This window comes from Microbulbifer sediminum (assembly GCF_021729035.1).
Lineage (GTDB): Bacteria > Pseudomonadota > Gammaproteobacteria > Pseudomonadales > Cellvibrionaceae > Microbulbifer > Microbulbifer sediminum.
In genome coordinates this window covers 524656-546883 of sequence record NZ_JAJSAP010000002.1, presented here as the reverse complement: position 1 = coordinate 546883, position 22228 = coordinate 524656, and the positions used below count along the sequence as shown (strand labels likewise).

Here is a 22228-nt window from a genome sequence, read left to right as displayed (position 1 = left end):
TCACATTGCCGTGTGGTATTTCGCCGATCACTCATCGAAGAGGCCGGGAAACTGCCGTGGCTGTGATCGCAGGTACTGGTTCGGGGCCTTCACCGAGGCTCCCAGGTGCGCCGCGGCATGCCAGGGCCAGCGCGGGTCGTAAAGCATTCCCCGTGCCAGGGCCACCAGGTCGGCATCGCCGGTACTGACGATTGCCTCGGCATGGTCGTAATCCGTAATCAGTCCCACCGCAATCACGGGTATGGAGACCGCCTCTTTCACGCCGCGGGCCAGGGGTACCTGGTAGCCGGGTCCCACCGGAATTTTTTGCGCCGGGTCCAGGCCGCCGCTGGATACGTGAATCGCCCCGCAGCCGCGCTGCTCGAGAGCCCGGGCGAAGGTGATGGTCTGTTCCAGGTCCCAGCCGTTCGCTACCCAGTCGGTGCCTGAGACGCGGACCGATAACGGGTAATCGTCCGGCACGGCATCGCGCACTGCCTCGAAGACCTCGAGGGGGAAGCGCATCCGGTGCTCGAGTGAGCCGCCATAATCGTCATCGCGCTGGTTGGACAGCGGGGAGAGGAACTGGTGTAGCAGGTAACCGTGGGCGGCATGGATCTGTATCGCGTCGATCCCAAGGCGCACCGATCGGCGTGCGGACTCCGCAAACGCATCACGCACCTGCGCCATTGCTTCCCGGTCCATTGCCTCTGGCGGTTGCTCTCCCTGCTCGAAAGGCAGCGCCGACGGCGCAACTGTCTGCCAGCCATTGGTTTCCCCGGGAGGGATCTGTTGCCCACCCAGCCACGGCAGGTCCGTTGACGCCTTGCGACCGGCGTGCGCCAGCTGGATGGCAATGGGCATGTCCGACCAGCGCCGGACTGATTGCAGCGTACGGGCCATCGCCGCCTCGGTCTTGTCGTCCCACAGGCCCACATCGGCATAGCTGATGCGCCCCTCCGGCATAACTGCGGTGGCCTCGATCGTGAGGAGCCCGGCACCGGAAAGGGCCAGCTGCCCCAGGTGGATGAGATGCCAGTCGGTCATGCAGCCATCCTCGGCCGAGTATTGGCACATGGGGGCGATCACGATCCGGTTGGGGAGTGTCAGCGGGCCCGCAGTCAATGGTTCAAAAAGCTTTGGTGCAGGCATGGCCCCTTCCTCAGTAAACGGCTAAATGGTTTCCGTATAGCGTAAGGGGTATGGGAGCGTCCTGCCATGACGAAACCTGCGGGGCGGTTGCCCAAAGCTGCTGCTTTGGCCACCGGAAACTGTCGATATACGAATTGTTGGTGAGTGACTGTGAAATGACCTGGTCAGGGACGGGGCGCAATGTCTCTGCATCATTTTGGGGGTGCCACGGCGCCCAGAGTCTTCTTTTTGCACGGGAATCAGCGAGCCCTGAACACCCGCTTGTGTGGCGCCCGGCCTGACCGCTTCCGACACTGATTACTCTGGTCGCTTATTAATCTGGTAAGGGACAAAGGGAGGCGCCCGGGCACCCCGATGGCATTTTCCCAGTCAGGTGGGTTGTAAGGCTATTGCCCACATTGGTTCAGGTGGTCTGGGGGTGAGCACCGTGGCATTTGCGGGTGTGGGTTCATACCCGGAAACCCGTCAGGGCGTGCTTCCGGGTATGGGGTGCTGCAAGACTCAGAGCGTGCTGTCCGGCTGGTTTTCCGGGCGTGCCTCAATAAACGCGGGAATTTCATTACACGCCAGCATGATCCGGTGAATGGCCGGGTACTCGGCAATTTCCAGTCCAAAGCGCTCCGCGCTGTAGATTTGTGGCATCAGGCAACACTCGAACATCCCCGGTTGCTCCCCAGCGGCAAAGGGGGCCGGGTTGAGTTGCTGCTCCAGGGCGCTGAACCCCTCATGAATCCAGTGCCGGATCCAGCCGGTTTTCTGCTCGTCTGACAGGCCAAGCTGGCCCTGCAGGTACCGCAGTACGCGCAGGTTGTGTAGTGGCTGGATATCGCTGGCGCTGGTATGGCACAGGGCGCGGATATGGGCGCGTTGTACGGGGTCAGAGGGCAGCAGCCGGGGCTCCGGGTGGGTCTCTTCCAGCCACTCGAGAATCGCCAGCGACTGGGTGAGAACCGTGTCGCCCTCTACCAGCGCAGGCACCAGGCCCTGTGGATTCAGTTTCCGGTATTCCCCCTCCCGCTGCTCGTTTTTCAGCAGGTTAACCGGGCGGTAATCGTACTGCAGTCCCTTCAGGTTGAGGCCGATACGTACGCGATAAGTGGCTGAAGAGCGAAAATAACCGTGTAGTTCCATAAATAACCTTTATCGATGAGACCGCCGGGCACCCACTATTGTGGCAGTTCCCGGAAGGCTGGGTAGTAAGTTTTGTCGAGGCTATTTCAACATCTGTCGCGGGCCCGCGCCAGTGAAGTGGCCCGGCCGTGGCTTCAGCCCGGATCACCTTCGCGGACTCCCCGGAGCTCTGGGTGGCCCCTGGGATGGAAGAACCTGAAAATGATCGCGCCGGGTATATTGCGGGTGAAAATCTGTATCGGCAGTCCCGGTTCATCGGTGGGGCGCAGTGTTCAGGAATACTGGCTCCAGCCGCAATGCTGTCCACGCGGTGCGTTTTTACCATGCGGCCAGTTTTTCGTATTCGTCGCCCGGGCATGCTGCATGGCAACTGCTACCGGCTCTGCACTGATGGTACAGTCTATGCGGCCCTGGCTGTGGAGGAACACCGACGCATGCGAACAGGGCGCGTGGCGGCTGCGGCCAAACATCCCCCAGGCTCAAAAGCATCGGTGCTGGGCGTCGTGTCAATGTGCCCGCGCACCGGTGGGACCTTCACGTCTGTCCTGCTTGGAAAATGTCGCTTGCCCGCAGGAATTCCCTGCATAAGCGCCCATGTTAGCAGCCCGATACCAAATAAAAATGACATGGCTTTATAATGCCGTGCGGTTTTGCAGCACATCAGTACCGCCCTGGCTGTTACCGGGCGGGCAGATGGTGAACCGGTTGTCACGCCCGTACCCGGTGGCGCCGGGACGCCGTTGCCCGTCCTGCCAGCTACCCGAATCCGGGGAAGGCGGTTACAATTGAAACCAATTTTAGTTACATTTGTAACATCCATGGCAAAAGCAGGTGGACTAGCCGTATGACAACCGAGAAGACCCAGGCTGATGACGCGGTGCGGGACGACCTGCACCTGGAGAAGTTCCTGCCTTACCGCCTGTCGGTGCTCTCGAACCGGGTCAGTAATGCCATTGCCCAGGCCTACGGCAGCCGCTTCGACCTGACCATCCCGGCCTGGCGGGTGATGGCGATACTGGGGCGTTTCCCGGATCTTTCCGCCGCCGAACTGGTGGAGCAGACCGCCATGGACAAGGTGGCCATCAGCCGCGCGGTGTCCGTACTGATGCGCAACGATTACATCACCCGCAGTGAAGACCCCGCCGACCGCCGCCGGCAGGTGCTGAACCTGTCCGAGCTGGGGCGGGATGTCTATGAGCGCATCGTGCCCCTGGCCCAGCAGTATGAGGACGACCTGATGTCCTCTCTCTCTCCCGACGAGCGGGCCCAGCTGGAAAGCATTATCGACAAGCTGATGGAGCGCGCGCAGGCCTGGGCCGAACGCGGCCTGATCGACTGAATTACTACTAATCGCACCCTGGCGACTGGGTTGCCGGGGGCCTGTAACCGAGACATCAAAGTACCCGAGGAGTACCCGCATGTTTGAACACCTGAGCAGCCTGCCGCCGGACCCTATCCTGGGCCTGCTGGCCAGTTACCGCGCCGATGAGAACCCGAACAAGATTGACCTGGGTGTTGGTGTATACAAGGACGAGGCGGGCCATACTGCCATCCTGCAGGCCGTGAAGGAGGCCGAGACACGGCTGCTGCAGAGCGAAGATACCAAGGCCTATATCGGCCCGGCGGGAACCCCGGGTTTCAATGCCGCGATGCAGGAGCTGGTACTGGGTGCCGGTCACCCGGCACTGGTGGCAAACCGCGTGCGTTCTGCCCAGACCCCCGGTGGCTGCGGCGCCCTGCGGGTGTTGGCAGAACTGGTCAATCGCGCCAAGCCCGGCGCTACAGTCTGGGTGAGTGATCCTACCTGGGCCAACCATGTGCCGCTGCTGGGCAATGCCGGCCTCGAGATCAAGAGCTACCCGTACTACGACCGTAACACCGGCAGCCTCCAGTTTGATGCCATGGTGGAAACCCTGAAAAACGTGGGTGAGGGCGATGTGGTGCTGCTGCATGCCTGCTGCCATAACCCCTGTGGTGCTGACCTGAACCGGGAGCAGTGGCAGGTCCTGGTGGAAATGGCGCAGAAGCAGGGCTTCACGCCGTTTATCGATATGGCCTACCAGGGGTTTGGCGACGGACTGGATGACGATGCCTGGGGCCTGCGCCTGATGGCGGAATCGGTGCCGGAGCTGCTGGTGGCGGCATCCTGTTCCAAGAACTTCGGGCTCTATCGCGAACGCGTCGGCCTGGCCATGGTGATTTACAATGACAGTGCGGCTGCCGAAACCGGCCAGACCCAGATGCTGAGCGCGGTGCGGGGCAATTACTCGATGCCGCCCTCGCATGGGGCGGCTATCGTCGAATCGATTCTCACCGATGCCAGCCTGCGAGCGAACTGGGAGGCCGAGCTGACGGAGATGCGCGAGCGCATCAACGGCCTGCGAGCAGGCGTTGTGGAGAGCCTGGCCGGGGCGGGTGCAGCAGGCGACTTCAGTTTTATCCGTGAACAGAAGGGAATGTTCTCCTTCCTCGGTATCACCCCGGAGCAGGTGCAGCGCCTGCAGAGGGAATATTCCATCTACATGGTGGATTCCAGCCGCATCAGTATTGCCGGCCTGAGCCAGTCCAATATGGAATACTTCTGTAAAGCAGTCGCCAGCGTGCTGTAATATCCGGTGTCCGGGCTGCGCTTCTGGCACAGCCCGGCGGACCGTCACCCGATGGTCGTGGCAAACCGGATAAGTTGTACTGGAGTGAGGTAGGCAATGGAAGTGGAGGTAAAGTCAAAAGTGTCCCGGTCAGCAGCTAAAGAATGGAATCCCGACAGCTGGCGCAACTTTACCGCCCACCAGCAACCCACTTATGAATCTGCCGGTGAACTCGGCCAGGTAACCGGCCAGCTGTCCGGTTACCCGCCACTGGTCTTTGCGGAAGAAGCGCGTGAGCTGCGCCGCCAGTTGGCGCAGGTGGCCGAGGGCAAGGCATTCCTGCTGCAGGGCGGCGACTGTGCCGAGTCCTTTGCCGATTTCAACGCCAACCGGATTCGCGACACTTTCAAGGTGTTGCTGCAAATGGCGGTAGTACTCACTTTCGCCGGCAATATGCCGGTGGTGAAAGTGGCGCGTATGGCGGGACAGTACGCCAAGCCTCGGTCATCGGATACCGAGGTGGTGGGTGGCGTCGAGCTGCCCAGCTACCGCGGCGATATTATCAACGGCATTGACTTCAGTGCGGCGGCCCGCCGGCCGGACCCGCAGCGCATGCTCACGGCCTACAACCAGTCGGCGGCCACACTCAACCTTCTGCGTGCGTTTGCCCAGGGTGGTCTGGCTGACCTCCACCAGGTGCACGGCTGGAACCTGAGCTTCCTTGAGAACAATCCCCAGCGGGAAAACTATGCCCAGTTAGCTGAGCGGCTGCAGGATGCCCTGGAGTTTATGGCGGTCTGTGGCGTGACTTCCGAGAACACTCCGGCGATCCGTGAAACGGTGCTGTACACCTCCCACGAGGCGCTGTTGCTCGAGTACGAACAGGCGCTGACCCGCACCGACAGCCTGACCGGCAAGTGGTATGACTGCTCTGCCCATATGCTGTGGATCGGCGAACGCACCCGCCAGCTTGACGGTGCCCATGTGGAATTCCTTTCTGGTGTGTGGAACCCCATTGGAGTGAAGGTGGGCCCGGGTATGCACCCGGATGAGCTGCTGCGGCTGATTGACCGGCTCAACCCCGGCAATGATGCCGGGCGGCTGACCCTGATTACGCGTATGGGAGCCGATACCCTGGGGGACAAGTTGCCTGCCCTGGTACAGGCAGTGCAGCGGGAAGGGCGCAAGGTGGTCTGGAGTACAGATCCCATGCATGGCAATACTGTGAAGGCCAGCAGCGGCTACAAGACCCGGGACTTCGACAAAATCCTGCGGGAGATCCGCGACTTCTTCGCGGTGCATCGCGCCGAGGGCAGCCATCCCGGCGGTATCCACCTGGAGATGACCGGCCAGCATGTCACCGAGTGCACCGGTGGTGCCTGGAAAATTTCCGAGGACGACCTGGCCACATGTTACGAAACACAGTGCGACCCGCGACTGAACGCCGACCAGGTACTGGAGCTGGCCTTCCGTGTATCAGATTGGCTGCGCAGCGGCCGGGCCAGCTGAAATCATAAAACTGGAACCAGGGAGGAGGGTATGTACAGGCTCTTTATTGGCAACAAGAACTATTCCTCGTGGTCACTGCGGCCGTGGGTGTTGCTGCGCCAGCTGGGGATTCCCTTCGACGAGCAGCTGGTACCCTTCGATGAAGGTGGTAGCTGGGAGAAGTTCCGCCAGTTTGCCCCCAATGGCCTGGTGCCCTGCCTGGGAGATGGCGAGGTTACTGTGTGGGATTCACTGGCAATCGTCGAATACATCGCTGAGCGCTATCCCCGCGTGTGGCCGGAATCCGCCGCTGCCCGTGCGTGGGCCCGCTGTGCCGCAGCGGAAATGCATTCCGGCTTTGCCGCCCTGCGTGAACAGTGCCCGATGAATTGTGGCGTGACCATTGAGCTGGATGCCATGACCGCGTCACTGGAAAAAGACCTGGCTCGTATCGCGGAACTCTGGGAAGAGGGGCTGCAGCGCTTTGGTGGCCCTTTCCTGGCCGGGGAAACGTTTACCGCGGTCGATGCCTTCTTTGCACCCGTCGCCCTGCGCGTGCAGGGGTTCCGCCTGTCGTTACCGGAGGCCCCGGCGGCCTACGCCCGGCGCCTGCTGGACTTGCCTGCGCTGGGGGAGTGGGTGGCGGAGGCCCTGCAGGAGCCATGGCGTGAAAGTGGCCACGAACAGGAGCTGCTGCAGTCCGGCACCCTGGTTGAGGACCGTCGCATCGAGCCGGCATGAACCCGATTCGGGCCGGCGCCCGTCCGGGCGCCGGCGTATCCTCCGCCCTGCGAAAAGAGACTTCACTGCAACTTCCTGGATAGTGCATCCCCGCGGACCAGTGTGTTTATTAAGGAACTTGATAAGTCGTTATCATGCAGGGTGATCAGGCAGCACCCCCCCCTCTTGTGGCAAACCTGCCACCAGCCAGCGGTTCTGACAAAAAGGCGCGCAGCAAGGGCTGGATTGGCAGCAAGTGGCGGAGTGACACGGTCGACAGGTGGCATTCTGCGAAAGAATCCGGTTAAATCAGTGCCAGGATTACGTTTTCCACCGTACAGGGACCACGGTTTATGCGCGTGCTCCATATCGCCTACCAGCAACTGCGTCGTTACGGCAGGACGCGAGTCAGCTGGGCGCAGAAGCTTACCAATGGCCTGATCAAGAATGATCATTTCGTCCACACCTTCAGTGATCGTGATGTTGCCGCCTTCGAGGCGCCCATGGGCATTCGTGACCTGGGCAAGGGCAGGGCGAACCGACGACTGCTGGAGACCGTGGAAGCGGTCGAGCCGGACCTGGTAATTGCCGGGCATTGCGACATTATCACCAACGACACGCTGGCTGAAATTCGTAAGCGTAACTCCTCCGTGGCCATCGCTCACTGCAATAACGACCCGCTGTTTGTGCCCAGCAATGTAGAGCGCATCAGGCATCGCGCCCGGATCGTGGATGCGGTGTTCGTGTCTACCGGGCGCCCGGAGCTCACCCAGTTCGAAGGCCTTGGGGCGCGGATCTACCATATGCCCAACCCGGTGGACCCGGCGAAAGAAGGCATGAATAACGCCGCTAAGGCGGACCTCGGAACTGACCTGCTTTTCTGTAGCAATAGCACCAACCTTACGAAGCGCCTGGAGCTGGTGAAGTGGCTCAGGGACTCCCTTCAGGGTGAGTTGAATTTCAGGACGTATGGCAGTTTCGGCGAACCACCGGTCTGGGGCCGCGACTACGACCGGGCGCTGGCAAACACCCGGATGGGCCTTAACCTGAACCGGCAGGAGGGGCATTACTGGTATTCTTCTGCCCGCATGGCCCAGTTGGCAGGTAATGGTATTCTCCAGTTCACCCATAGCAGCCCTCGCTTCGATGAGCTATTGCCCGCGGAGTCTGTTGTGTATTTTGATGACCGTGAGGATCTGCTGAGAAAGGTACGGGAGTTCCACAATGATGACGCAAAGCGGCGCTCCTGGGCCGCGCGGGCACGGGACTTCTTCCATACGGAGATGAATTCCCGCTTGTACGCGCAATATATCGTCGAGGCATCCCTGCTGCGCCCATTTTCCCACGATTATGTGTGGGCCCGCGATATCATCCCGGGAGCGGCAACTCAATGAGCATCCTGCTGACTCCTGAAAAACCTTTCGCCCAGGGCGGTAACCGCCTGTGCTTTATTCACCCCGGGGACGCCTCGCGATGTATCAAGGTCAGGCGCCCGGATTTCACGCTGGCAGATCGCCGGCGTAAGAAAGGTTTTCCTAAAAATCTCAAGCCGCTGTCTTCTTTTGATGACAACCTTGAGGAAATGCGGGTGATGACTGCTCTGCGGAAGCAATACGGTGAGCTTGTTTTCCGGCATGTAAGCCGCTGCTTCGGGTTTGTCGAGACCGACATGGGGCCGGGGTTGGTCTCGGAATTGATTCGGGATGCGAATGGGGCAATTTCCCAGACCCTGAAAAAGGTGATCTGGGATGAAGGGTTGACTGAAGAATGCCGTGGGGCAGTAGAGGCCCTGGCTGTTTTCTGGGAGAAAAACCTTGTGCCTTCAAGGCATCTCCTTCTCCACAATATTGTGGTGCAACGAGACGACCAGGGCCGCATAAGGCGGCTGGTTGTCATTGATGGGCTGGGCAGCGCGGGACTGGTGCCGATGCGCTTGCTACCAACCGTTTTCCAGCGGAAAAAAATACAAAAAAAAGTGGCCGTCATGCACGGACGCATCGAGACATTACTTGGCCAGCGGCACCAGGACAGGTTTCCCGGATATCACGGGCTGCTGATGCACGATGGCCTGTCTACCCGATGATACGGATATCTACATGGCTGCAAGCAAGGAACCCCTACGCATTGCCCAGGCTCTTGCGGGAGCCTACCAGGGCGGGGCTGAAAACTTCTTTACGCGCCTGGCCAGGGGGTTGGAGCAAACGGGCGCGATTACCCAGAAAGCCTTTATCCGGGGTCACGATCACCGCCTGCAGGCACTGAGAAGTGGCGGCGTGAGCGCGGAGGGCTTCCGTTTTGGTGGCCCACTTCACCAGCTTGACCGTTTTCGGTTCCGCCGGGCATTGCATGCCTTCCGGCCGGATATTGTGCTCACCTGGATGAGCCGTGCCACCAACTTGACCCCCCGGGGCGACTACACCCTTGTCAGTAGGCTCGGTCACTACTACAACCTGAAATATTATCGTCATTGTGATTACTGGGTCGGTATTTCCAGGGGGATATGCGATTACCTTGTTCGTGGTGGGGTGCCTGCGGATCGTGTCTTCCATATCCCCAATTTCGCGGATGAGGGGGAGGTGAAGGCGCTGCCACGGGACAGTTTTGATACGCCCCCTGATCGACCGCTACTGCTTGCCGCCGGCCGCCTCCATGTCAACAAGGGGTTCGACACGTTACTGCAGGCACTTGCAGAGGTGCCGGATGCCATCCTCTGGCTGGCCGGGGGCGGTCCGGAGGAAAGGTCGCTGAAGGCGCTGAGCCGGCAACTCGGGCTGAGTGAGCGAGTCCGTTTCCTTGGCTGGCGTGAGGATGTGACTGCGCTGATGCGGACCGCCGACATCTTCGTCTGCCCTTCACGATACGAAGGACTGGGATCCGTGATTATGGAGACATGGGCCCATGGCTGCCCGGTAATTGCCACCGACTCACAGGGTCCGGGAGAGTTAATCGAGTCCGGGGAGACCGGCATTATCACCCCTGTGGATCAACCGCGCCTCCTGGCTGATGCAATTAACGGGTTGATCAGGAATGAGGCCGCGCGTAGACAGTTCTCAGAGGCGGGGCTCTCGCGCTACTCGAAAGAGTTCAGCCGGGAGGTGATTATCAGGCAGTACCTGGAACTCTTCAGTACGCTGAAGCTCAGGCCGTGATGGGGCCCGGCTGGGAGCCGGGTGATGCACTGCCAGGCTTACCGGGTCTTTTACTCGAGTCAGGAAGCTGGCTCGGGGGCACTAATGTACCGGGTTACCTGGCCAGCAACCCGCTGGATGGAGCCAGGGCTGTAACGGTGGGCCCTCGCAGCCTTTATGCGCAACCCTTTATATAGGCACTTGTTAAGTCGTTATCATAAGACACAACTAACGCCGAAACAAACCTCCTGCGCAATTGTTTGCCACCACAGGGGGAGTCATCCTGAAAAAGTGTCCTTTTAGCGCGCCGGGAGGGGGATCGCGACCGGGTGAATGGCGGCTGGCGCAAAAATCCGGTTAAACTCGAGGCTTTACATGTGACGGTATTCTAACAAGAGAGGATTTAGCCGATGCGCCAATCACTGATCGCGCTTTCCGTCGCAGCAGCCATTGCCGCTGCTGCGGGTTGTAGCAAGGAGGCCGCACAGGCCCCGGCAGTCGACGAGAATGCACAGGTCCAGGCGAGTGCAGCTGCCGACGCGAAGAGCTCTGTGGTTGCCAGCAATCCGCTGCTGGCCGAGTGGACCGGGCCCTATGGCGGTGTGCCGGCGTTCGACAAGATGCGGGTCGAGGACCTGAAGCCGGCGATGGAGTTCGCCATGGCGGAAAACCTGCGCGAGATCGACGCCATTGCCGCCAACCCGGAACCGGCCACCTTTGAGAACACCATTGCCGAGCTTGAGCGCAGCGGTGCAGAGCTGGACCGCGTTTTTGCCTACTACGGCATCTGGGCGGCCAACAAGTCGACCCCGGAGTTCCGCAAAGTGCAGGGTGAGCTGGCGCCAAAGCTGGCCTCTTTCCAGTCCAAGATCATCCAGAATGATGCGCTCTTCCAGCGGGTCAAGGCTGTTTACGATGCGCGTAATGATTCTGACCTGGATAGCGAGCAAAAGCGTGTGGTTGAGCTGACCTACAACCAGTTCGCCAATAATGGTGCGACCCTGGATGGAAAAGCGAAGGAACGCTACGCGGAAATCAACAAGCGCCTGGCTGAGCTGCATACCAAGTTTGCCAATAATGTACTCGCCGACGAAGAGGGTTACACCCTGTTCCTGAGTGATGACCAGCTGGCGGGCCTGCCGGAATCTTTTGTGAAAGCTGCGGCGGCCCTGGCGGAAGAGAAGGGTGAGAAGGGCAAGTACGCCATCACCAATACCCGCTCCTCAATGGACCCGTTCCTGACTTATTCGGAGAACCGCGAACTGCGCGAGAAAGTATGGCGCAATTACTACAACCGTGGTGACAATGGTGGCGAACACGATAACAACGCGATCATTGCCGAGATCCTGAAGCTGCGCGATGAGCGTGTGGAACTGCTGGGCTTCGAGAATTACGCCCAGTGGCGCCTGCAGGACCGTATGGCCAAGACCCCACAGCGTGCCATGGAGCTGATGGAGGCCGTCTGGCCTGCCGCAGTGGCCCGCGTCGAGGAAGAAGTGGCCGACATGCAGGCGCTGGCTGACGAGTCCGGTGCGGATATCACCATCAAGCCGTGGGATTACCGTTACTACGCCGAGAAAGTACGCAAGGCCAAGTACGACCTGAACTCTGACGAAGTGAAGCAGTACCTGCAGCTGGACAAGCTGCGCGAGGCGATGTTCTATGTTGCCGGCGAATTGTTCAACTTTGAGTTCAGCCCGGTAGAAGAGGGCAGCGTGCCGGTTTTCCACGAGGACGTAAAAGTCTGGGAAGTAACCGACAAGTCTTCCGGTGAACACATCGGTCTGTGGTACCTGGATCCGTTTGCCCGTGCCGGCAAGCGGTCCGGCGCCTGGGCGACCATGTACCGCGACCACACCACTTTCGATGGCAAGACCAATGTCCTTGCATCCAATAACTCCAACTTTATCAAGGGTGCCCCGGGCGAGCCGGTACTGGTGAGCTGGGACGATGCCTCGACCTTCTTCCACGAGTTCGGTCACGCGCTTCACTTCCTGTCCTCCAACGTCACCTACCCGACGCTGAACAGTGGCGTGCGCGATTACACCGAGTTCCAGTCACAGTTGCTGGAGCGCTGGTTGTCCACCGACGAGGTGATTGATAACTACCTGGTGCACTACAAGACCGGTGAACCGATACCCGAGGAACTGGTGGCCAAGATCAAGAAGGCTTCCAAGTTCAACCAGGGTTTCGCCACCACCGAATACCTGGCTTCCGCGCTGGTGGACATGAAGTTGCACACTGCAGACCCGGAGGGTATCGATCCGGACAAGTTTGAGCGCGAGACCCTGGAAGAGCTGGGCATGCCGGACGAGCTGGTAATGCGTCACCGTACCCCGCACTTTGGCCATATCTTCTCCGGTGAGGGTTACTCCGCCGGTTACTATGGTTACATGTGGGCTGACGTACTGACCTCCGATGCGGCAGAGGCTTTCGCCGAAGCCGAAGGTGGTTTCTACGATCCGGAAGTGGCAGACAAGCTGGTCAAGCACCTGTTCGCGCCGCGTAACGCGGTCGATCCGGCCGAAGCCTACCGCGCGTTCCGCGGCCGCGACGCCGAGATCGGCGCGCTGATGCGCGATCGAGGTTTCCCGGTGCCGGGGAAGGAGTCTGAAAAGGAAAATACCACCATTGCAGTAAAAGACTGAGGATAGGTATTCCGCCCCAAAAAAGCCGCGGTGCGCAAGCGCCGCGGCTTTTTTTTGCGCCCGTCTCAGGAGGGGGCCGGCAACAGCTCCGCCACAATTGTAGGCGCGGCCCATGGCCGCGAATGAGTGGAATCGAGGCAGTGGGCTGATCGCCGCTACGGGCTGCGCTTACCTGCGTTGTGTTCTATTGCTGCTTGTTGTGGCGATAAACCCGCTCGCCCTCCACCCAGGTTTCTGCGACTTTCACCTGCCAGATATCCTGCGGGTCGATTTTGAAAATATCCTGCTCGAGCAATACAAAGTCGGCGAACTTGCCGGGCTCAAGGCTGCCGGTTAGCGCTTCCTGGTGGCTGGCATAGGCGGCGTCGAGAGTGAATGAGCGCAGGGCCTCCTCCAGGTCCATCGCTTCCTCCATGCGCCACCCTTTTGCCGGCTGGCCCTGCCGGTCCCGGCGTGTCACAGCGGCGTGAATACCGTAAAGCGGGTTGACCGGTTCCACCGGAAAGTCAGAACCTGAGGCGATACGGGTGCCCTGGTCCAGGAATTTCTGCCAGGCGTAGGCGCCCTCCAGACGCTTTTCGCCCAGGCGATCCCCAGCCATGTTCTTGTCACTGGTGGCATGGATTGGTTGCATGGAGGCAACCAGGTTGAGGGCGGGGAACCTGGCAATATCCTCCAGCTTCAGTACCTGGGCGTGCTCCACACGGTGGCGGAAGGGTTTCTGGTTGCGTTTTTTGTGCAGCGTCTGCAGGTGGTCGAGCACAATATGGTTGGCGCGATCACCGATGGCGTGGACGTTGACCTGGAAATCATTATTGGTGGCCAGCTCGAGGAGCGAGAGGATTTCACTCTCCGGGTAGAGCAGCAGCCCCTTCTCGCCGGGGCGGTCATGGTATGGCTCCAGGAGGGCTGCGCCGCGGCTGCCCAGGGCGCCGTCGGCTGACAGCTTGATGCTGCGCACGTAAAGCCGGTCCTCGGGTTTGCCGATATGGCCCGCGGCCAGCAGTTCGCGCAGGTTGTCGCTTTCCACGGAGATCATCGGGTAGACGCGGAGCGGAATCGCGTCATCTGCTGCCAGCTGGCGATACGCTGCCAGGGTTTCCCGGTCGATGCCCGCATCGTGGATACCCGTCAGGCCCAAAGACAGCGATAGCTCGAACGCCTCGGACAGTGCGGCTTTCTTGTCCTGCAGTGATGGTGCGGGGATGGCTTGCTCCAGCAGGGCCATGGCGTTGTCCACCAGTATGCCGCTGGGTTCACCATTCTCCAGTCGGTGGATTTCGCCGCCGTCTGGCGCCCTGGTGTCGCGGTCGATACCGGCCAGCTCCAGTGCCGCGCTGTTGGCCCAGCCCGCGTGGCCGTCAATACGGCGCAGCCATATGGGGTTGTCGATTTCCAGCGCATCGAGCTGGGCACGGGTGGGGAACGTCTTGCCGGGCCAGAGCACCTGGTTCCAGCCGCGCCCTATCAGCCAGTCTCCGGGCTCCAGGCCTTTAGAGAATTCCACGATTGCATCGAGAGTCTCTTCAAGCCTGAGATCGCGAAGTTCCAGCCGTTGCTGCAGCAGGCCCTGTTCCAGCACGTGGCCGTGGGCGTCTATCAGGCCCGGTATGAGCGTCTTACCCTGGCCATCAATCTTGTCGGCGTCCGGAAAGCGGTTTGCCAGCGCTGAGTAATTCCCGGTTGCCAGGACCTTGCCCTCGTCGAACGCGAGCGCCTCGAAACGCTCCAGTTTATGCTCGGTGGCCTGGTAGCCGCTGACATTGTGGATCAGGGTGGTGGCGTAAGTACCGCCGGAGATGGCAGTAAGCGCGAGTGCAGCCACCATCGCGGTGATTGGTCGGGATCGGTGCATGGTTATTAGCCTTGTTTTTGACCTGCATGTGGGTGTGTCCGATAGTAGCAATGGCTGCTTTTACGTGGCAATTGCGGAGGAGCCTGACAGGACATGGCCATAGATACGGGAGAAATGATGTCGCGCTGGTTTATTGTTGCCGGCTGTATTTTGCTGGTGATTGGGGTCTTGATGCATTTTGCGCCGGGGCTGTTCACCTGGTTCGGTCGCCTGCCCGGGGATATCCGCTTTGAGTCGGGGCGCAGTCGGGTATTTATTCCCATCACATCGATGATTGTCATCAGTGTGGTACTGAGCCTGTTGCTCAACCTGTTCCGGCGCTGAGCGTGGGACGGCGATGCTGTTGGCCCGCAAGTAAGGAAAGGGAAGGGCCGCAGCGGGGCGGCCCGGTGGGAGTGTTATTCCTGTTCCAGCAGTTGTTCCAGCGGCAGCTCGGTGCGGTAGCGCACCTGTTTCAGGGAAAAACTGCTCTTGATATGGTCAATACCCGGCAATTCGGTCAGCTTCTTGTCGAGGAATTCCTGGTATGCCTGCAGGTTCGGTACCACCACCCGCAACAGGTAGTCGAAATCACCGGTCATCAGGTAGCACTCCATGACCTCGGGCCACTTTTCGATCACTGACTCGAAGTCCTGCAGCTCTTTCTTGACCTGGTGGTTGAGGGTCACCTGGATAAATACACTGACCGGCAGGCCCACCATCTGCGGTTCCAGCAGGGTCACTGCACGCTTGATAAAGCCCTGTTCATGCAGGTTCTTTACCCGGCGGGAGCAGGGGGAAGGGGACAGGCACACTTTTTCCGCCAACTCGATATTGGGGATGGTGGCGTCTTCCTGCAGTATCTCCAGGATCTTCTTGTCGATGGCGTCCAGAACGTAGGCCATGGTGTTGCTGATTCTCTCTCCGGGGGGCGCGACCGGCCTGCGGTAGTCTGTCTCCAGTGTCTTCGCAAGTGTCCGTTAAGCGCCTTAAATTGATGATTTGTTGCAGCTACTCGACAGTCTTTGGTGACTTGTGGCTGTATTATGCCGTATTCCTGTTCAATTTGGTATGACCTGCTTATGGGGGCGGTGTTAATTTTGTGCCGATAGTAATAATCATAAGCAGGTGTACCCATGGCAATGGTAGAGAGCGACCAGGAGCTGGGCTTCGATCGCGAGTATTCCCTCAAGGCGGCATTTACCCGCGACGAGGGGCGGGTCTTTCTCACCGGCATAGACGCGCTGGTGCGGTTGCCGATCATGCAGAAGCAGCTGGACGAGCAGGCGGGTCTTAACACCGCCGGTTATATCTCCGGCTACCGCGGTTCTCCGCTGGGCGGCTACGACCAGGCCCTCTGGCGCCACAAGGCGCTGTTGGCGGAGCGCGACATCCATTTCGAGCCCGGTATCAACGAGGATTTGGGGGCCACCAATATCTGGGGAACCCAGCTGCTGGACCACTATCGCCAGCAGGCTACCCGCGACGGGGTCTTTGCCATCTGGTACGGCAAGGGGCACGGTGTGGACCGCAGTGCCGATGTCTTCCGCCAGGCCAATGTCCAGGGTACATCCCGTCTCGGTGGTGTGCTGGCCCTCTGCGGCGACGACCACACGGCCGAGTCCTCAATGTTCTCCCACAACACCGACCAGATCTTCGAGTCGGTGATGATGCCGCTCCTGTTCCCGGCAACCATAGACGAATACCTGACCCTCGGCCTGGCCGGCATTGCCCTGTCGCGCTACTCAGGGCTGTGGGTGGGCTTCAAGACCATCACCGAGACGGTGGAAAGCGGTGCCTCACTGCTGGTGCCTGACCTGCCGCAATTCGTCTTACCCAACGATTTTACTGTCCCGCCCCATGGGCTCAATTACGACCCGCACCTGAACTGGCCGGCGGAACGGCTCGAATACGAGCGCCGTATGCTGGAGGAGCGGTTGCCGGCAGCGCAGGCCTTCGCCTATGCCAACCGCCTCGACAAGACCGTAGTGGAAGCGGCGCGCAAGCGCTTCGGTATCGTCACTGTGGGCAAGGCCCACGGTGACCTGCTGGAGGCGCTGAAATTGCTGAACCTGACCGAGGCGGACCTGCAGCGGGCGGGAATCTCCATCTACAAAGTGGCCATGAGCTGGCCGCTGGAGCCACGTGGCATGCGTGAGTTTGCCGCGGGCATGGAGCGCCTGATGGTAGTGGAGGAGAAGCGCCCGCTGGTTGAGGACCAGCTCAAGAACCTGATGTACGGGTGGGCGGACGGAGAACGCCCAAAGGTTGTGGGCAAGAAAGACCTGGCCGGCAATGACCTGCTACCGGCGATCTGGGGGTTTGGCCCGGACCAGGTGGCTAAAGCCATCGCCCGCTGGCTGGGAGATACCGAGCTGGCCGCGAAGCTGCTGCCGGTGGCACAGAAACTGGGTGCTGATACCCCGGCGAAAGCCGCCGGGCTGCTGGCCCGTGAGCCAATTTTCTGCGCCGGCTGCCCGCACAACACCTCCACCAAGCTGCCGGAGGGCAGCCTGGGCAGTGCCGGGATCGGCTGTCATATCATGGCGCTGGGCAAGGGGCTGCGCACCGACACCTACTCCCATATGGGCGGCGAGGGGGCCCAGTGGGTGGGCCTGCACCGTTTCTCCAGTGCCAATCATATTTTCCAGAATATGGGCGATGGCACCTATAACCATTCCGGCCTGCTGGCCATCCGCCAGGCGGTGGCCAGCAAGGTCAATATCACCTACAAGATCCTGCTCAACGACGCGGTGGCCATGACCGGTGGCCAGCCGGCTGATGGAGAGGTCACCGCGCCCACGCTGGCAGCCCAGTTGCTGGCGGAGGGTGTCGGGGAAGTGGTGCTGGTCACCGAGCACGAGGACCACTGGCGAGAGCACAGGAGCGAGTTGCCGGGTGCATTGCAGGTCGTGCCCCGCGCGGACCTCGACGCGGTCCAGCGTCGCCTGCGGGAAGTGGAGGGCGTTACCGCCATTATTTACGAGCAGGTGTGCGCGGCGGAGAAGCGCCGCCGGCGCAAGAAAAAGCAGATGCCCGACCCGGCGACCCGCCTGTTGATCAACCACCGGGTGTGCGAGGGCTGCGGCGATTGCAGTGAGCAATCCAGCTGTATTGCGGTGGAGCCCCTGGAGACAGCCTATGGCCGCAAGCGCCAGGTAAACCAGTCCAGCTGCAACAAGGACATGCGCTGTGCCGACGGTTTCTGCCCCAGCTTTGTCAGCGTGGAAGGCGGCGAACTGAAAAAGCCTCCGGTGCAGTCGCTGGCCGAATCCCTGGACGCGGAAATCGCCCGCCTGCCGCAGGCGCCGCAGCCGCAGTTGCAGCAACCCCTGAGTATCCTCGTGGCCGGTATTGGTGGCAGCGGGGTGCTTACGGTGGCGGCCCTGTTGGGCATGGCCGCGCACCTGGAAGAAAAGGGCAGTACCACGTTGTACTTTACCGGTCTGTCCCAGAAGAACGGTGCCGTTGTGGCGCACGTGAAAGTGGCGGCGCGGCCGGAGGACATTACCACCGCGCGTATTCGCGATGGCGCCGCCGAGCTGGTGCTGGGTTGCGATATGGTGACTGCTGCCGGCCAGCGAACCAAGATGGCCGAGGGCAGGGTGCGAGCCCTGGTCAATACTGCCGAAGTGCCGGTGGCGGCTTTCGTGCGGGACAACGAGCTGGCATTCCCGGCAGATGCCACCCAGCAGAGTATCGAGTCGCTGTGCGCCGAATACTTTGCCTTCGATGCCAACCGTTACTCCCAGGCACTGTTTGGCGATACCGTCTCCAGTAACCTGATGCTGATGGGCTACGCCTGCCAACAGGGCCTGCTGCCGATTGCCGATGCGGCCCTGGAGCGTGCCATCGAGCTGAATGGTGTGGCGGTGGAAAACAACCTGCGGGCCTTCCGGGCAGGCCGCCTGCTGGTGGCCAACCCCGGGGCCATCGACCGTTTGCTGGTGCCCGAGCAACCGGTGCAGATCCAGCAAGCGGAAGAGAGCCTGGACGCGCTGCTGGCACGCCTGAGTGCTGAGCTGACTGCCTACCAGAGCGAATCCTACGCGGCGTTTTTCACCCGTACCCTGGACCGGCTGCGCCGGGCCGAGCAGTCGATGGCCCAGGGGGATGGGCGCCTGACCCGCGCGGCGGCCAGCAGCCTGTTCAAGGCTATGGCGTACAAGGACGAGTATGAGGTGGCCCGGCTCTACAGTGGCGAGGATTTCCAGCGCCAGCTGCGGGAGACGTTTACCGGCGACTACAAGTTGCGCTTTCATATGGCGCCACCACTGCTGGCGCGGCCGGACAGTGCCGGGCGCGTGCAAAAGATGGTGCTGGGGCCCTGGGTGGGCAAGCTGATGCCACTGCTGGCGAAGGGACGTGTGCTGCGTGGGACGGTATTCGATATCTTCGGCTATACCCGTGAGCGCCGCGAGGAGCGCCGCTGGGCGCGCCAGGTGGCGCGGGCGGTGAAGGTGGTATCGCAGGAGCTGCGTGCGGATAACCTGGATACAGCCCTCGAGCTGTTGTCATTGCCGCAACAGGTGCGTGGCTATGGCCATGTGCGTGAGCGAAAGTTCTCCGCTGTGCGTGGCCGCTGGGAGCAGCTGCTGGAACAGTTCACTTCCGGTAAACACCAGGCCCGGGGTGGTGCCACGGTTATGACCCGTTCCCCGGCCGAGGCGGAAAAGTCACCATAGGGCGAAATAGTGATCGGCGGAATGAAAAGGGCGGGCCGCTTGCGCGGCCCGCCCTTTTTGTTGCCTTTTTACCCCCGGGAAATGGCTTAATCCCGGGCGCAGGCCATTATGCAGGTCGGAAGGAAAGCAGTGGGTTCACCAGCCAGCCCAGGGGCCCCTTCACGTGCACGGGAGCCTCCACCACCGACAGGCACAGGCATTCCTGGTCCTGGGTGGCAATGGGCTGGTGTACCTCGCCGGGCTCCCGCAGGAGGAAGTCTCCGGGGGTGTAGACGCCGTCGGCATCGGAAAAGCTGCCGTACAACACCAGGGTAACCTCGCGCCCCCGGTGGTCATGTTCGACCACCTTACCGCCGCGGCAGATACGCTGGAACGCTACTTCATAGCGGTCCTGCCCGGTCGTTAGCCGTGTGGTCTTCAGGGACGGGGACACGCGGCGCCATTTCAGCGGTCGGTTGTCGCCAATCAGCTTGCGGATTACCCGGGGCAGGCGCGCCAGGGCCGGGTCGCGATCATCCCGGGTATTGCGTGAGCGGCTTTTTGGCGACTCTGGTGCCCGCTCGGGCCCCGTGGCGCCACCGGCAGTCGGCTCGGCATCGATGCGCTGCATCAGTCGATCCAGGGCATCGCCTGTCGTTTCCTGGGGTTCGCACCCTTCCAGCAGGCCGCCGCCAATATGGTTCAGGTGCTCGTTCTCCCTCCGGCACTGCGGACACAGCTGCAGATGCGCTGACACTGCCAGGCTCATGGCCCAGGGCAGGCTGCCGGAGGCGTACTCAACCAGCAGGTTGTTGTCGGGATGGTGTCGAATCATGATGCACCCTGTTTGCTCAAGATCGCTTCAAGCTTCTTTAAAGCCAGTCTTACGCGGGATTTGACCGTACCCAACGGTAGTCCCAGTTCAGTGGAAATTTCACTGTGAGACTTGCCTTCCATATAGGCCTTCTCCAGCACGTGACTCTGCTCGGCCGGGAGACTGCGCAGGCCTTCAGAGATATCCCTCTGGCTGCGCCTGTGCTGCAGCACCAGCAGTGGCTGGCTTTCCGGCGACTCGTCCCAGATATCGTCCACTTCCACATCACAGCCATCCGCATCCTGCCGCCGGCTGTTGCGGCGCAGCATGTCGATCCGGCAATTACGCATGATGGTGTAAATCCATGTATTGGCCGATGCCCGGGAAGGGTCAAAGCTGGCCGCCTTGCGCCAGACCCGGAACATGACTTCCTGCACCAGCTCGTCGGCTGCCTCTGAGGAGAAAGCCTGGGCGCTGCGACTGTAGTGGAAGCCCTTGATCAGGGGAGCGTAATGATGGAACAGGCGCTCGAAAGCTGATCGGTCCTGGCGGGTGCCGACCAGTACAAGCAATTTGCTCCAGTCATCATCGCGATTCTGGGTCTGCTGCACAGTGGTTCCGGTGTTGGTGTCTTTCCGTGTTGCTAGAGCCATCTTATCGGTCTTTCCGCGTTTGTCGATCCCGGATACGTGGGGTGGAGGCGGGTGGATCACCGTTTATATGGGAATTTCCGTTTAAATCGGCTATCAGTTCGGTGATGATCCGATAAGTGGCCATCGGCGTACTATTCCGGAAATATCAACAGGGTGACAGCATGAACGGCCTGATCGGGGAGCTGCAGTCGTTTTACCGGGACTTTCTCGAGGCGGATACAGGAGATCTGGGCCAGATCTATGACCCTTCGGTCGTGTTCTGTGATCCCATACACCGGGTGGAGGGACTGGAGGCACTGCAGGCGTATTTCGACGGTATGAGCCGGGGGCTCAAGAGCTGCCGGTTCGAGTTCGGGCAGGTTGTCGATGCCGATGATAGTGCCTGCCTGCCGTGGGTGATGCATTACGCACACCACTCGCTGAATGGTGGGCGGCCGCTGCAATTACGGGGCTGCAGCCTGTTGCGTTTCGGTAAGCGTATCCACTACCACGAAGACTTTTACGATGTCGGCGCCATGGTGTACGAGCGTGTGCCCGTAGTTGGTGCCCTTGTGCGAGGCATCAAGGCGCGCATGGCCCGTGCGGCCGGCTGACGTTAGCGACAGGAGGTTTTTTTGACCGCAATAGAAGGGAAAACTGTCTGGATTACCGGCGCCAGCTCCGGAATCGGTGAGGCCCTGGCCCGGCGCCTGGCGGAACATAACAACTTTGTCATCATCAGCAGTCGCGGCAAGGAGTCCCTGTCGGAGGTTCAGAAGGCAGCACCCACGCGGATTCGCCTGCTTTCCTGTGACGTGAGCGACGATGAGGGTATGGACCGTGTGGGCGCAGAGCTGGCAGAGCTCACCGATCACCTGGATATGGTGGTGGCGTGTGCCGGCACTTGCGAATACGACGATGGCCTGCGGCTCGACAGCGCCAGCTACCGGCGGGTTTTCGACGCCAATTTTTTTGGGGCTATCAACACCCTCCGTCAGGCCCTGCCGTTGCTCGCCCGGAGCAAGGCGCCGGTCTTCGCCGCGGTCGGGAGCCTGTCGTCAGTGGTTGGTTTTCCCCGGGCCGAAGCCTATGGCGCTTCAAAGGCGGCGCTGGGTTATTTCCTCGACGCCGTGCGTGCAGACCTGTCCCGCACCTGCCTGAAAGTGGTGCATATCCGTCCGGGGTTTATCGATACACCGCTGACAGAGCGCAATGATTTCGAGATGCCTTTCCTGATGACCCCGGAAGAAGCTGCTGAGTGCATCGAGAGGGGCCTGTTGCGTGGCAAGAGCACAATCGATTTTCCCTGGCGGCTCAGTTGGCCACTGCGGTTTTTCGGCTTTTTCCGTTCCCTCTGGTTTCGTTTTTCCGCGCCCAGGATGACCCGGATCAGATCCCTGGCGGCGCGGCAGTGACAGAGTCATGGGGAGTTGCGGAACAGGGATGCTTC

At 60.8% G+C, this 22228-nt stretch carries 18 protein-coding genes; 12 read left to right on the top strand and 6 right to left on the bottom strand.

Annotated elements, in window-relative coordinates:
• Positions 1-27: 27 nt before the first annotated feature.
• Positions 28-1131 (bottom strand): NADH:flavin oxidoreductase/NADH oxidase, encoded by a 1104-nt coding sequence (locus tag LVD11_RS05045; RefSeq protein ID WP_237057019.1) that lies wholly within the window; start codon positions 1129-1131, stop codon positions 28-30.
• Positions 1132-1632: 501 nt separating this feature from the next.
• The gene (gene maiA, locus LVD11_RS05040) at positions 1633-2262 is read right to left on the bottom strand and encodes a maleylacetoacetate isomerase (protein ID WP_237057018.1); all 630 of its coding nucleotides are present in this window, start codon (positions 2260-2262) and stop codon (positions 1633-1635) included.
• A gap of 844 nt (positions 2263-3106) precedes the next feature.
• On the opposite strand from maiA, the gene LVD11_RS05035 reads away from it, so the two are divergent.
• The 8 genes from LVD11_RS05035 (at position 3107) to LVD11_RS05000 (ending at position 12834) form a co-directional block, all read left to right on the top strand.
• A complete protein-coding gene (locus LVD11_RS05035; protein WP_237057016.1) occupies positions 3107-3601 on the top strand; it encodes a MarR family winged helix-turn-helix transcriptional regulator in 495 nt (164 codons plus the stop codon).
• Positions 3602-3680: 79 nt separating this feature from the next.
• A complete protein-coding gene (locus LVD11_RS05030) occupies positions 3681-4871 on the top strand; it encodes an amino acid aminotransferase (RefSeq protein WP_237057014.1) in 1191 nt (396 codons plus the stop codon).
• A gap of 96 nt (positions 4872-4967) precedes the next feature.
• Positions 4968-6359, top strand: coding sequence for a class II 3-deoxy-7-phosphoheptulonate synthase (locus LVD11_RS05025; protein WP_237057012.1), 1392 nt, complete (start codon positions 4968-4970; stop codon positions 6357-6359).
• A gap of 30 nt (positions 6360-6389) precedes the next feature.
• A complete protein-coding gene (locus tag LVD11_RS05020; RefSeq protein ID WP_237057004.1) occupies positions 6390-7079 on the top strand; it encodes a glutathione S-transferase family protein in 690 nt (229 codons plus the stop codon).
• Between the two features lie 332 nt (positions 7080-7411).
• Positions 7412-8452 carry a glycosyltransferase family protein gene (locus LVD11_RS05015; protein ID WP_237057002.1) on the top strand — a complete coding sequence of 347 codons (1041 nt, stop codon included), beginning with the start codon at positions 7412-7414 and terminating at the stop codon, positions 8450-8452.
• Positions 8449-9141, top strand: coding sequence for a YrbL family protein (locus tag LVD11_RS05010; protein WP_237057000.1), 693 nt, complete (start codon positions 8449-8451; stop codon positions 9139-9141). Before LVD11_RS05015 ends, LVD11_RS05010 begins: the two co-directional genes overlap by 4 nt.
• 13 nt (positions 9142-9154) lie before the next feature.
• Positions 9155-10207 (top strand): glycosyltransferase, encoded by a 1053-nt coding sequence (locus LVD11_RS05005; protein WP_237056998.1) that lies wholly within the window; start codon positions 9155-9157, stop codon positions 10205-10207.
• Between the two features lie 389 nt (positions 10208-10596).
• Positions 10597-12834: a M3 family metallopeptidase gene (locus tag LVD11_RS05000; RefSeq protein WP_237056996.1), complete on the top strand. Its 2238-nt coding sequence runs from the start codon at positions 10597-10599 to the stop codon at positions 12832-12834.
• A gap of 184 nt (positions 12835-13018) precedes the next feature.
• On the opposite strand, the gene LVD11_RS04995 is transcribed toward LVD11_RS05000, so the two are convergent.
• Complete coding sequence (locus LVD11_RS04995; protein ID WP_237056994.1) at positions 13019-14689, bottom strand: amidohydrolase; 1671 nt, start codon at positions 14687-14689, stop codon at positions 13019-13021.
• A 93-nt stretch (positions 14690-14782) separates the two neighbouring features.
• Here LVD11_RS04995 and LVD11_RS04990 point away from each other — a divergent pair, with 93 nt between their 5' ends.
• Complete coding sequence (locus LVD11_RS04990; RefSeq protein WP_237056992.1) at positions 14783-15013, top strand: DUF2905 domain-containing protein; 231 nt, start codon at positions 14783-14785, stop codon at positions 15011-15013.
• Between the two features lie 74 nt (positions 15014-15087).
• Here LVD11_RS04990 and LVD11_RS04985 read toward each other — a convergent pair whose 3' ends face one another.
• Positions 15088-15573 carry an Lrp/AsnC family transcriptional regulator gene (locus tag LVD11_RS04985; RefSeq protein WP_237056990.1) on the bottom strand — a complete coding sequence of 162 codons (486 nt, stop codon included), beginning with the start codon at positions 15571-15573 and terminating at the stop codon, positions 15088-15090.
• Positions 15574-15804: 231 nt separating this feature from the next.
• On the opposite strand from LVD11_RS04985, the gene LVD11_RS04980 reads away from it, so the two are divergent.
• Positions 15805-19353, top strand: a complete 3549-nt coding sequence (locus LVD11_RS04980; RefSeq protein ID WP_237056988.1) for an indolepyruvate ferredoxin oxidoreductase family protein — start codon at positions 15805-15807, stop codon at positions 19351-19353.
• Positions 19354-19459: 106 nt separating this feature from the next.
• Here the strand turns inward: LVD11_RS04980 and LVD11_RS04975 are convergent, their stop codons facing one another.
• Together LVD11_RS04975 and LVD11_RS04970 are read right to left on the bottom strand one after the other, a co-directional pair.
• The gene (locus LVD11_RS04975; RefSeq protein ID WP_237056986.1) at positions 19460-20167 is read right to left on the bottom strand and encodes a ChrR family anti-sigma-E factor; all 708 of its coding nucleotides are present in this window, start codon (positions 20165-20167) and stop codon (positions 19460-19462) included.
• Positions 20164-20799 (bottom strand): sigma-70 family RNA polymerase sigma factor, encoded by a 636-nt coding sequence (locus LVD11_RS04970; protein ID WP_237056977.1) that lies wholly within the window; start codon positions 20797-20799, stop codon positions 20164-20166. Before LVD11_RS04970 ends, LVD11_RS04975 begins: the two co-directional genes overlap by 4 nt.
• Positions 20800-20960: 161 nt before the next feature.
• On the opposite strand from LVD11_RS04970, the gene LVD11_RS04965 reads away from it, so the two are divergent.
• Complete coding sequence (locus LVD11_RS04965) at positions 20961-21392, top strand: nuclear transport factor 2 family protein (RefSeq protein WP_237056975.1); 432 nt, start codon at positions 20961-20963, stop codon at positions 21390-21392.
• Positions 21393-21413: 21 nt separating this feature from the next.
• Positions 21414-22193, top strand: coding sequence for an SDR family NAD(P)-dependent oxidoreductase (locus tag LVD11_RS04960; protein ID WP_237056973.1), 780 nt, complete (start codon positions 21414-21416; stop codon positions 22191-22193).
• Positions 22194-22228: the final 35 nt, after the last annotated feature.

Bases quoted from the DNA above. Each gene is read 5' to 3' on its own strand.
- LVD11_RS05010 (WP_237057000.1), top strand. From the start codon at position 8,449: ATGAGCATCCTGCTGACTCCTGAAAAACCTTTCGCCCAGGGCGGTAAC.
- LVD11_RS05045 (WP_237057019.1), bottom strand. From the start codon at position 1,131: ATGCCTGCACCAAAGCTTTTTGAACCATTGACTGCGGGCCCGCTGACA.
- maiA (WP_237057018.1), bottom strand. From the start codon at position 2,262: ATGGAACTACACGGTTATTTTCGCTCTTCAGCCACTTATCGCGTACGT.
- LVD11_RS04965 (WP_237056975.1), top strand. From the start codon at position 20,961: ATGAACGGCCTGATCGGGGAGCTGCAGTCGTTTTACCGGGACTTTCTC.
- LVD11_RS04975 (WP_237056986.1), bottom strand. From the start codon at position 20,167: ATGATTCGACACCATCCCGACAACAACCTGCTGGTTGAGTACGCCTCC.
- LVD11_RS04990 (WP_237056992.1), top strand. From the start codon at position 14,783: ATGGCCATAGATACGGGAGAAATGATGTCGCGCTGGTTTATTGTTGCC.
- LVD11_RS05015 (WP_237057002.1), top strand. From the start codon at position 7,412: ATGCGCGTGCTCCATATCGCCTACCAGCAACTGCGTCGTTACGGCAGG.
- LVD11_RS04985 (WP_237056990.1), bottom strand. From the start codon at position 15,573: ATGGCCTACGTTCTGGACGCCATCGACAAGAAGATCCTGGAGATACTG.
- LVD11_RS05035 (WP_237057016.1), top strand. From the start codon at position 3,107: ATGACAACCGAGAAGACCCAGGCTGATGACGCGGTGCGGGACGACCTG.
- LVD11_RS05005 (WP_237056998.1), top strand. From the start codon at position 9,155: ATGGCTGCAAGCAAGGAACCCCTACGCATTGCCCAGGCTCTTGCGGGA.
- LVD11_RS05025 (WP_237057012.1), top strand. From the start codon at position 4,968: ATGGAAGTGGAGGTAAAGTCAAAAGTGTCCCGGTCAGCAGCTAAAGAA.
- LVD11_RS05000 (WP_237056996.1), top strand. From the start codon at position 10,597: ATGCGCCAATCACTGATCGCGCTTTCCGTCGCAGCAGCCATTGCCGCT.
- LVD11_RS05030 (WP_237057014.1), top strand. From the start codon at position 3,681: ATGTTTGAACACCTGAGCAGCCTGCCGCCGGACCCTATCCTGGGCCTG.
- LVD11_RS04980 (WP_237056988.1), top strand. From the start codon at position 15,805: ATGGCAATGGTAGAGAGCGACCAGGAGCTGGGCTTCGATCGCGAGTAT.
- LVD11_RS05020 (WP_237057004.1), top strand. From the start codon at position 6,390: ATGTACAGGCTCTTTATTGGCAACAAGAACTATTCCTCGTGGTCACTG.
- LVD11_RS04995 (WP_237056994.1), bottom strand. From the start codon at position 14,689: ATGCACCGATCCCGACCAATCACCGCGATGGTGGCTGCACTCGCGCTT.
- LVD11_RS04970 (WP_237056977.1), bottom strand. From the start codon at position 20,799: ATGGCTCTAGCAACACGGAAAGACACCAACACCGGAACCACTGTGCAG.